The sequence below is a fragment of the Muriicola sp. genome (genome assembly GCF_049669965.1).
Lineage (GTDB): Bacteria > Bacteroidota > Bacteroidia > Flavobacteriales > Flavobacteriaceae > Muriicola.
In genome coordinates this window covers 19506-27372 of sequence record NZ_JBATLB010000099.1, presented here as the reverse complement: position 1 = coordinate 27372, position 7867 = coordinate 19506, and the positions used below count along the sequence as shown (strand labels likewise).

The following is a 7867-nucleotide window of genomic DNA, read 5'->3' as shown; positions in this document are numbered from 1 at the left end:
CCAGAAATACTCAGGATCTACTGGGAGCGAATGGTATTAATTTAGACAATAATTCCTTTTACTCCACAGCGCCATGGGGAGGCAGGTATGTGTCTATTAAAAATGCGAATATCTTATTGCAGTCTTTAGATAACACCACTTCCATAACCGATACCCAGAAGGCTGGATATCGTGGATTTGCAAAGACCATTATTGCCTATGAACTCATAGAGGTCCTTAAGTCGTACAACAGGGCACGGGTAGATGTGGCCGATCCAGACAATTTAGGACCAATTTTAGAGTTTAGTGCCGCCTTAACTGCGGTAAGGGCTTTGTTAGATGAAGGATTATCCGATCTAAATAGTGCCGGAGCAGATTTTGCGTTCCCTTTAGCCGGATTTGAAGGATTTGATACACCCAGTACCTTTGCCGAGTTCAACAGAGGGGTGGCCGCAGTGGCCGCTTTATATGCTGGTGATGGAGCCGCGAGTTTAACAGCTTTGAATGCTTCTTATTTTGATCTCACCGGGGATCTCACTATAGGTCCAAAGCATGTCTATAGCCTAGACAGCGGTGATTTTACCAATGATCTGTTTAAGATCCCGGATAACAATGGGGATCAGATCATAGTTCATGATTCCTTTATAACTGAAGCGGAGGCAGGCGATACAAGGGTTTCGACCAAAACTCTTATACGAGCTAATCCTACCGAACAAGATGGCCTGGCTGGAGCTTATCAAACAGCTTTATACGCTTCAAATATTTCGCCCATAGATATGTTGCGAAATGAAGAGCTTATTTTGGTTTATGCGGAAGCAAATATTTTGACAAATGTTCTCACTGAGGCCGAAGACGCCATTAATGTGATCAGGAATTCCGCATCATTAGGAAATTATGCCGGAGCCTTGACGGTAGACGCCTTAACTACGGAGATGTTAAACCAGCGCAGATATTCTCTTTGGTGTGAGAATCATAGAATGTTTGATCTAAGACGATATAATTTGTCTAACACCTTGCCAATAGATCGCGCAGGAGATCAGATCTTTAATGTACTGCCGGTGCCGCTTTCGGAAAACGATTAAGAAGTACCAGCCTAAAATTAAAAGCCGCCCAATTGGGCGGCTTTTTTATAATTATTATTCCAACTATCTAGGCAGCAATCTCTGCTTCCGCTTTTATCGGTTCGGATTCTTTCCTGGGACTGAAATACAACTTAATCCTATAGGTGATATTAAATAGCACCGGTACAATAATCAGGGTTAAGAAGGTGGCCACAATGAGCCCAAAGATAACCGTCCAGGCCAGAGGGCCCCAAAAAATAACGTTGTCCCCACCTATATAGATTTTGGGATCTCCTTCGGAGAAGAGTGAAAAGAAGTCGATGTTTAGCCCAATGGCCAAGGGAATAAGTCCCAGAACAGTGGTCACTGCGGTTAATATAACCGGTCGTAACCTTGCTTTTCCTCCCTTAACGATCACTTCGGTCACATCCTCCAGGGGTATAAGATCATAATCATCTATTCCCAAGGCAACCTTTCGGCGGTCTATAAGGATCTGGGTATAATCAAGCAGCACCACCCCATTATTCACGACAATACCGGCCAGTGCTATGATCCCCATCATGGTCATCATGATCACAAAAGACCAGCCCGTGATCATCAAACCTCCAAAGACGCCAATAAAACTGAGGAATATAGCGGTCATAATAATGGCGGGTTTAGAAATTCCACCAAACTGGAAGATAAGGATGAGCATAATTAAGCCAAGGCCTGAGAAGAAGGCACCAACCAGGAATTGCATTTGCTTGTTTTGTTCTTCAATCTGCCCGGTAAAATCTAGTTTCACACTGGCTGGCAAATCCTGAAAATTCTCCATTTCTTTCTGGATATCGGCCACTACAGCCCCTGCGTCGGAGAAGCCGGGTTTTAAACCAGAATAGACAGTAACCACTCGTTTGTTATCACGGTGTTTGATAGCGCTGAAGGAAGAGGTATTCTTTTGGGTAGCAACCGCAGAAACGGGGATTTCCTTTATCCGTCCTGTAGCCTGGTCCCTGAATATGATATTTTGATTGAACAGGGCGCTTTTATCGTACCGCATATCTTCCCTAAAACGCACATTGATATCGTAGTCTTCTCCTGCTTCCTTGTAAATCCCTGCTTTTTCACCAAAGAGCGATCTGCGTAATTGTTGTCCTACCTGCCCCACAGAGACACCTAATTCTCCCGCTTTTTCACGGTCTACCATAACATTCATAGAAGGTTTACCCTTGTTGACATCTATCTTTAATTCTTCGATGCCGGCAATATTCTTTTTATTGATAAAATTCCGGATGTTCTCAGCAGTGTTTATCAAAAGGTCATAGTCTTTCCCTTCCAATTCAATATTGATAGGGTATCCTGAAGGCGGGCCAGCGGCATCCTTTTCAACTGAGATAGAGACACCGGGGTAGATGCCAGTTAGATTATCCTGAATGTCTCTTCGCAGATCTTCCGTACTAATTCCGTTGCGGTATTTAAATTCGCGCATGGAGAGGGTGATCTTACCTCTATGAGGCATTTCTGCCGAGGAACCCCCATCCGTATTTGGATTTCCTGCACCTTCTCCCACCTGGGAAACGGCAGAGGAGATCAGGTAATTATATCCTTGATTGGTATACGCTGGTTTTTCTGTGATAGCGTACACTTTGTTTTCAATTTCCCTGGTTAATTCGTTGGTTTTTTCAATAGCTGTTCCCTGGGGATATTCAATGTATACATAGATCTCATTTGGAGTGTTATCCGGAAAGAATTCCACCTTGGTGCGGCCACTTCCCAACGAAAGTCCGAAGAGCATAAAAGTACTTATGAGTAAGAGAAATGTAATTCCTGAAAACCAGTATACATTTTTACCTCTTAGGGAATATTTAATGGTTCGTTCGTAGAAATTCTCAAAACGTACCAGCGAGGTACGCTGAAATTTTTTGGCCCATTTTTTCAAGGCATATTTATAGAACCAGAATAATATGGCCGTAACGATCATGACACTTCCCAGGCCACGCATGGCACCCCCAAAGATGAGGATCAAAGTGCCAATACTTCCAAGGATGATACTTACCCTGATAAGTTGTCTCCGGGTGAGTTCCTTATCGCCAAGCTCCATATAGCGAGAAACCAACATGGAGTTCATAAAAATAGCCACAAAAAGTGAGGATCCTAAAACTACGGAAAGGGTAATAGGGAAATAGATCATAAATTGCCCAAAAATACCTGGCCAGAGGCCAAGCGGCACAAAAGCGGCTACGGTTGTCAATGTGGAGATAATAATAGGAAATGCGATCTCTCCAATCCCTTTTTTTGCGGCTTCAATCCTGGACATTCCTTCCTGCTCCATGAGTCGGTACACATTTTCCACAACCACAACCCCGTTATCTACTAACATTCCCAGTCCCATGATAAGCCCAAAAAGGATCATGGTATTGAGTGTATATCCCAGCGTGGACAGGATCATAAATGACATGAACATAGACATCGGGATGGCAAAACCAACAAAGAGTGCATTCCTGAAACCTAAAAAGAACATAAGCACCGTTACAACCAGTATGATCCCAAAAATGATATTATTTACAAGGTCATCTACCTGGCCGAGGGTCCTGCTTGAGGAATCATTGGCAATAGTTAAGGTAAGACCTTTGGGATAGTAATTTTCACGAGCTTCCGTAACCAGTTTCTTTATGGCGTTCGTAGCCTCAATGGTATTCTGGCCAGAGCGTTTTTTAACATCCAGCATTACCACATTATCCCCAAACTCCCTGGCAAAGGTGGTTTTATCCTTCTCATCGAAGGTGATGGTAGCAATGTCTTTTAAATAAACGGCTCCATTCTCGGACTTTACCACAAATTCATTTAATTCATTAGGATCTTTGATCTCACCTAAGATTCGGATATTCCTTCGTTGATTGATGGTCTTTAAATTACCTGCAGACATGGTCATATTTCCATTGGCAATGGTTTGGATCACATCCTGGAAGCTTACTTTGGAAGCCATCATCTTGTAAACGTCTACCGCAATTTCTACTTCTTTTTCCTGGGCTCCCCGGATATTGACTTCTTTCACCTGAGGCAGGTCTTCTATTTCATCCTGGAGATACTCTGCATACTCCTTTAAAGATTCAACCGGATAGTCTCCTGTGAAATTTATGTTGATAATTGGGATTTGTTCTGCAAGATTCAGATCAAAGATGTTGGGCTCTACTTTGGCGCCGTTGAACAAGGGCCAGTCTTCACTTGCCTTTTCTCCATCCACTTCATCTTTAATTTTTTGTTTGGCCGCTTCCACGGTTATTTCCTCATCGAATTCTGCAGTGATGATACTGTAATCTTCTTGTGAAGTGGAAGTGAGCTCTACCAGGTTGCTTACATTTTTGATTCTGTCTTCAAGTGGATCCGTAATGAGTCTTTCCACATCCTCTGCAGTATTGCCCGGATATGGCGTGCTGATATAGACCTTGGTCTCTACCACTTCCGGGAAATCCTCCCTGGGTAAAGCCATGTAAGAGGTATAACCCATATAGAGGAAAATTGCGATCAACACATAAACCACAGACGGATTGTCAATGGCCCAGGAAGATAGTCTGAATTCCTTGTTGACGTTTTTTTGTTGTCGACTCATAGTAATATTTACTTAATTATTTGCACGTCCTGATTATCTTTTACACTTCTGGCACCTTCCTGTATGATCAATTCCCCGGCAGATAGTCCGGTGAGAATCTCAACAAACCTGCCTTGTGTTTTGCCGGTTGTAACTATTCTTTTTTTGGCAGTCCCTTGCATTTCTTCCGAAGGGTTCTCGGCAATAAATACATACTGTTCTCCTTCTGCATTTTCAGAGATTACACTCTGTGGCACTAACAAAGCGTTTGCATTACTGTAATCATTGATCGTTACTCTGGCGCTTAAATTTGGTTTAATACTTCCTTTTTCATTAGGCACAGGAATTTCCACACTAAAGGAGCGGTTGTTTGGATTGATGAAATTCCCGGTTTGTCGTACGGTGGTTTTAATAGAATCGCCCAATACAGGGAAATATACCGTGGCCATACTTCCATTGTTAATACTGCCCAGGTACGATTCCGGTACATCTACTGTAATGTACATATTGGATAGATTTACGATCCTGAAGACTTCAGATCCGGGACCGGGAGATACTACAGTTCCTTCATCTTTTATCACATCGTCAATGATCCCAGTAAAAGGGGCCCTAATGGTAGACTTACCCAGTTGTCTCTCTGCCTGCTGCACACTGCTCTTGGTAGCTTCATAGTTGGTTTTGGCTTGGAGAAACTGAATTTCTGATCCAATTTTTTGTTCCCAAAGCCTTTTTTGACGCTCGTAAGTTGTTTCTGCCAACTCGGCCTGGGTTTTTAATTGGGCAAGCTGACTGGCCATTCCGCCGTCATCTATGACCCCAAGAAGTTGGCCCTTGGTTACTCTATCACCCTCGGTGACATATACCCGTTGCAATGTTCCTGCCATTTCAGGATAGATCAGGACATTTTGCTTGGTAGCAACGTCGCCCTGGAGTTCCAGAAAATGCTGAAAGTTCTGAGTGCTTACCTCAAAAGTGCTCACCAAGGGTAATTTAGTGTCCGAATCTAATACGGCAATGACAGAGTCGATTGTCTTTACTTGCTCATTCAACTCTTTTAATTGTTCCGTTATAGATGTCTTTTTGGCTCTTAGTTTATCGAGATCCTTGTTCGCTATCAGGCTGTCTATAGAGACATTCGTATCACCACCACAAGAGAGTAATAGAAGGACTAAGGTGAAGAGGGATATTAAATTTTTCATTTTGAAAATAGATTTACTTTTTATTGATTATTGGCAATTACTTCGAGTTCGGTTTTGGTATTGATCACATCTACCATGGATTGTAAATATTCCTGCTGAGCGGTATATAATTGAGTTTGTGCCTGTCTTAGCTCAAAACTGCTGGCAATCCCTTCCTTGTATTTAATCTGATTCTTTTTTTCAATGCGTTCTGCCAGGTTTAAATTCTCTTGCGTTGTAGCGTATTGTTCGATGGCCAGGAGGTAATCACTTTTAGCCTTTTCTAACTGTAATCGTATACGCTCCTGGGTCTCGGTTAATTGGGTCTTGGCTTTATCAAGAGCTATTTTAGCCCTTTGTGTGCTGGCACTTCTTCTCAAAGAGCTAAAGATTGGGATGCTAAGATCGAAGCCCAAAATAGACGAATCGAACCATTGTTGATCTCCATTCAGAAATGTAAAGGAATCACTAAAGGCAGCGGTGCCGTAATTCGCAAAGGCATTCAAGGTAGGCAAGGCCCTGCTCTTGGCCAGTTTTAATTCGAAATAGCGTTGCTCGTTAAGGTTATTTACTAATTTAAAATCAACATTGTTTTCCATGTTAAATGGCGAATCGATGACCGCAGGATCTGCATAGTCCTGGGCCAGATCGTTCAGGTCCTCCTTTAATTTAGTATCTTCCTCTATAGGTAGCCCCATGACCAAATTGAGCATTTGAAGAGTGATCTTTTGGAGTCGTACGGCATTTTTCAACTGACTTTCCACGGTAGAAAAAGTAATCTGTAATTGCTCTACATTTTCCTCTTCGGCAAGGCCATTGTCATAAAGTTTCTGTGTTTCATAAAGATTGCCTTGTAAGGCATCTAAATTCTTCTGTAAAATGTTCACCGATTCCTGGGCCAGGAGTACGTTCCCATATGCTTCCACCACCGCTTTTCTTACATCTTGTTGTGTTTTTTCCTTGTTGTTCCTGCTGTAGCTTAAAAAAGCTTTGGTGGCTTGCACCCCCACAATGTAAGAACCATCAAAGATCTGCTGCCGTACGGTGGCGGTTGCAATTGCCGTCTGTGGTGGAGAAAAGATAACTGGTTCGAACTCTCCGGGTTGCCCTCCGAAAAATTCAGCCGGGATTAATGAAATCGGTTGCTTTAATTGATTTTGATAGCTTATGTCTGCAGTAATTTGTGGTAAACCGGAGGCAATGGTTTCCCATTTTTGCTTTTGGGCATCAATAATATCGCGCTCTGCGTTGAGGGCACTGTAATTGTTTTCCAAAGCAAAGGCGATGGCCTCATTAAGTGTATATCCCACCGGTGTTTCCTGGGAAAAACCTATCAGGGATACAGAGAAAAGGATTAAAAATAAACGACAAGGTTTCATTTATTCGTTATTAGAGTGAATAATTTCATTTAATATTTTTCGACCTTCCGGAGTAATGATCCCACGCAGATGATATTCCAGATAGTCATCCATGAGCTGGGTTTTTGGAAATTGATCTTCTGGAAAGAGCGTGTGATCTTTTATACTGGTAACCCCTGTAAAATAGATCCTCGAGATAAAATCTATATTTAAGGAGGGGCGATAGATCCCCATGTCAATGCCACGCTTCACATTGTCTACCACACAATTTTGCATTAAATCAAACTGCTTCATGCGAAGGGAGTTGTGAATTCTGGGATAGTATTTTTGCAATTGGTACTGAGGGGAGGCTTTCTCATCCTTTAAATGCCGCATGGCAAATTTTTTGATCTCATATAATTCCTCAATAGGGTTTTTTTGAAGACTGCAGATCTCGTCTATTCCCGTAGAAATGGCGTCAAAAAGGGCTATAGTAGAGGCCTCAACCAATTTTGTTTTATTTTCAAAATGGGTGTAGATCGTCTTTTTGGAAATACCCATTTCGTGAGCAAGATCATCCATGGTAACGCTTTTGAAACCAAGGGTCAAAAATAAATCGGTTGCCTTATCGAGTATTTTTTCTTTCATGAGGGGGCAAATATACTGTAGGAAACTATAAATACAAATAAAGTTTCCAACGTTTTACATTTATTTAACAAATTCTTCACGTACACTTGTGATCCA

General features: G+C 42.2%; 5 protein-coding genes. 1 reads left to right on the top strand and 4 read right to left on the bottom strand.

Features of this window, described 5'->3' with window-relative positions:
- Positions 1 to 1061: RagB/SusD family nutrient uptake outer membrane protein (locus tag WBM49_RS05385; RefSeq protein ID WP_424371039.1), on the top strand; the 1061-nt coding region annotated here is incomplete at its 5' end.
- 67 nt (positions 1062 to 1128) lie between these two features.
- Here the strand turns inward: WBM49_RS05385 and WBM49_RS05380 are convergent.
- Genes WBM49_RS05380 through WBM49_RS05365 form a run of 4 tightly spaced genes read right to left on the bottom strand, consistent with a single transcriptional unit; the run spans position 1129 to position 7771 of the window.
- A complete protein-coding gene (locus WBM49_RS05380; protein WP_424371038.1) occupies positions 1129 to 4629 on the bottom strand; it encodes an efflux RND transporter permease subunit in 3501 nt (1166 codons plus the stop codon).
- Positions 4630 to 4637: 8 nt separating this feature from the next.
- Complete coding sequence (locus tag WBM49_RS05375; RefSeq protein WP_424371037.1) at positions 4638 to 5807, bottom strand: efflux RND transporter periplasmic adaptor subunit; 1170 nt, start codon at positions 5805 to 5807, stop codon at positions 4638 to 4640.
- A 20-nt stretch (positions 5808 to 5827) separates the two neighbouring features.
- A complete protein-coding gene (locus tag WBM49_RS05370; protein ID WP_424371036.1) occupies positions 5828 to 7165 on the bottom strand; it encodes a TolC family protein in 1338 nt (445 codons plus the stop codon).
- Positions 7166 to 7771, bottom strand: coding sequence for a TetR/AcrR family transcriptional regulator (locus tag WBM49_RS05365; protein ID WP_424371035.1), 606 nt, complete (start codon positions 7769 to 7771; stop codon positions 7166 to 7168).
- Positions 7772 to 7867 lie beyond the last annotated feature (96 nt).

Coding starts and splice junctions, on each gene's coding strand:
- WBM49_RS05380 (WP_424371038.1), bottom strand. CDS start 4,629: ATGAGTCGACAACAAAAAAACGTCAACAAGGAATTCAGACTATCTTCC.
- WBM49_RS05375 (WP_424371037.1), bottom strand. CDS start 5,807: ATGAAAAATTTAATATCCCTCTTCACCTTAGTCCTTCTATTACTCTCT.
- WBM49_RS05370 (WP_424371036.1), bottom strand. CDS start 7,165: ATGAAACCTTGTCGTTTATTTTTAATCCTTTTCTCTGTATCCCTGATA.
- WBM49_RS05365 (WP_424371035.1), bottom strand. CDS start 7,771: ATGAAAGAAAAAATACTCGATAAGGCAACCGATTTATTTTTGACCCTT.